Annotated in this window: 2 protein-coding genes; both read left to right on the forward strand. The window is 62.7% G+C overall.

The genetic code is table 11. The annotated features are described in order from the left end of the window. Window positions 1-220: 220 nt before the first annotated feature. Window positions 221-1,750, forward strand: a complete 1,530-nt coding sequence (gene istA, locus FFS68_RS17730) for an IS21 family transposase (protein WP_171003952.1) — start codon at window positions 221-223, stop codon at window positions 1,748-1,750. Between the two features lie 10 nt (window positions 1,751-1,760). Continuing rightward, window positions 1,761-2,498, forward strand: coding sequence for an IS21-like element helper ATPase IstB (istB, locus tag FFS68_RS17735; protein ID WP_137754523.1), 738 nt, complete (start codon window positions 1,761-1,763; stop codon window positions 2,496-2,498). The last annotated feature ends 146 nt before the right edge of the window (window positions 2,499-2,644 follow it).

The raw sequence follows: 2,644 nt of genomic DNA on the forward strand, positions 1-2,644 counted from the left end.
TGCGGATTCCGAGGTCATCACGCGCAGTGTTCCGATTTGATCGTGCGCAGCATTCCGACGTGATCTCGCGCAGCATTCCGATTTGAAGCTGCGCACCATTCCGATTTGATCATGCGCAGCATTCCGATGCGATGCCGCGCGGGTGAGAATGTCAGAGCCTTGTCGATTAACGGCGCCTTCTTTGTGGAAGGAGCCGCTGATGCCGACGAGGAGGATGGATATGCGCCATGTGCGCGAACTGATGAGACTGCACCGGGAAGCGGGGCTTGGGGTGCGCGAGACGGCGCGCCGCGCTGGGATTGCTGAATCGACGATGCGCGAGATGGTGAAGCGGTTTGACCGCTCGGGCCTCGAATGGCCGCTGGCGGCGGATCTCGACAATGCGCAGCTTGAGGCGAAGCTTTACGGTGCGGCTGGGGTCAAGCCTGGACGCCGCCGGCTTCCCGCGCCGGACTGGGCGGCGGTGCACCGCGAGCTGAAGCGCAAGCATGTGACCCTGCAGACTTTGTGGGAGGAATATATCGAGGCGCATCCCGACGGCTATCGCTACAGCCGGTATTGCGACCTGTACCGCGGGTGGGAAGGCCGTCTGCCGGTGACGATGCGCCAGACGCACCTGGCGGGCGACAAGCTGTTCGTCGACTACGCGGGCGACAAGCTGGGTGTGGTCATCGATCGCCGGACGGGCGAAAGGCGCGCTGCGCACATCTTTGTCGCAGTGATGGGTGCATCGAGCCTGTCCTTTGCCTGTGCGACCTGGACTGAGACGCTGGCGGACTGGACCGATGCGCACGTCCAGGCCTTTGCCGCCTTTGGCGGCGCGCCCAGACTGCTGGTGCCCGACAATGCGAAGGTCGCGGTGATCAAGGCGTGTCTTTATGATCCGCAGGTCAATCGCAGCTATGCCGAGATGGCGCGCCATTACGGCACGACGTGCCTTCCGACGCGGCCGCGAAAGCCGCGGGACAAAGCCAAGGTCGAGGCGTGTGTCGGGATCGTCGAGCGGTGGCTGTTCGGGCGGCTGCGCAACCAGATATTTTACAGCCTTGCCGAGTTGAATGCCGCAATCGCAGCGCTGATCGCACGGCTCAACGACGAGCGCGTGCTGCGCCAGTTTGGTCGCACCCGTCGCCAGCTGTTCGAAGAGCTCGATGCGCCGCTGCTGATGCCGCTGCCGACTGAGCCTTACGTTCATGCCGAATGGCAAGCCAGGCGCGTGGGCCTCGATTATCATGTCGAGGTCGCGCGTCATTTTTACTCGGTGCCCCACCGCTATGCGCGCCAGCCGGTTGAAGCGCGACTGACGGCGCGGACGGTCGAGATCTTCATCCGCGGCGAGCGGATCGCGGTTCACATGCGCGGCAGCGGCAATGGCCGGCATACGACCTTGCCCGAGCACATGCCGTCATCGCATCGCCGCTTTGCCGACTGGACGCTCGCGAAGATCCTGACCGAATCTGGACGGGTCGGACCTTGCGCGCAGCTTTTATGCGAAAAGATCCTCGAGGATCGCCCCCATCCCGAACAGGGCTTCCGCTCGTGCATGGGCATCCTCGGTCTTGAAAAGCACTTTGGCGCGCAGCGCCTCGAAGCTGCGGCGCTGCGCGCTCTCGAGATCGGCGCGCGCAATTACGGCTCGCTCAAGTCGATCCTTGAAAAGGGGCTCGATGGCCAACCGCTGCGGCCCCGGGACAGCGACCACCAGCCCATCGATCACGGCAACATCCGGGGTCCGGACTATTACAACTGAAGGAGAAGACATGCTTACCCATCCCACGCTCGATCAGCTTAATCACCTCGGCCTCTATGGCATGGCCAAGGCGTTCGGTGCCATGGCGACAAACGACGATGCGCGAACGCTCAGCCATGCCGAATGGCTGGGCTTGATCCTCGACCATGAGCTGACCTGGCGTCAGGAAAAGCGGATGGCAGCGCGGCTACGCCACGCCAAACTGCGCCACCGCGCCGTAGCCGAAGATATCGACTACCGGACACCGCGCGGGCTCGACCGGCGCTTTATGGAAACCCTTCTCAGAGGTGACTGGATCAAAGGTCACGACAATCTCGTCATCACCGGCCCGACCGGAACGGGCAAGAGCTGGTTGTCCTGTGCCATTGGGCACCAGGCCTGCCGCGACAATCTGTCGGTCCTCTACGTCCGGCTTGGCAAGCTGCTTGACGAGCTGAGCGTGGCGCGCGGCGATGGACGTATTGCGGTACGGCTGAAAAGCCTCGCGCGCATCGACCTGCTCATCCTCGACGACTGGGGACTTGAGCCGCTCAACGCCAATGCCCGCCATCATCTGCTTGAGATACTTGAGGACCGGTACGGCAATCGATCCACCCTCGTCACCAGCCAGCTTCCCGTGACAAAATGGCACGAACTGATCGGCGACGCGACTTACGCCGACGCCATCCTGGATCGCCTCGTTCACAACGCCCACCGCATCACTCTCGAAGGTGACTCGCTGCGACGCCCGCACCCACAGACTGCTTGACCAAAATACGAATAGCGTGAAAGCAAATCACGTCGATGACGGCTCTGAGCCGTGCGCGGCATCAGATCGGAATCCCGCGCGGGATCAGATCGGAACGATGCGCGTGATCATGTCGGTATCCCTGCGCGGGATCGTCGGAATCCGCA

It is taken from the genome of Sphingopyxis sp. L1A2A (assembly GCF_005502465.1).
In the GTDB taxonomy this organism is placed as follows: domain Bacteria; phylum Pseudomonadota; class Alphaproteobacteria; order Sphingomonadales; family Sphingomonadaceae; genus Sphingopyxis.

Excerpts from the sequence above, each read along its gene's own strand:
- istA (WP_171003952.1), top strand. The coding sequence starts at position 221 with ATGCGCCATGTGCGCGAACTGATGAGACTGCACCGGGAAGCGGGGCTT.
- istB (WP_137754523.1), top strand. The coding sequence starts at position 1,761 with ATGCTTACCCATCCCACGCTCGATCAGCTTAATCACCTCGGCCTCTAT.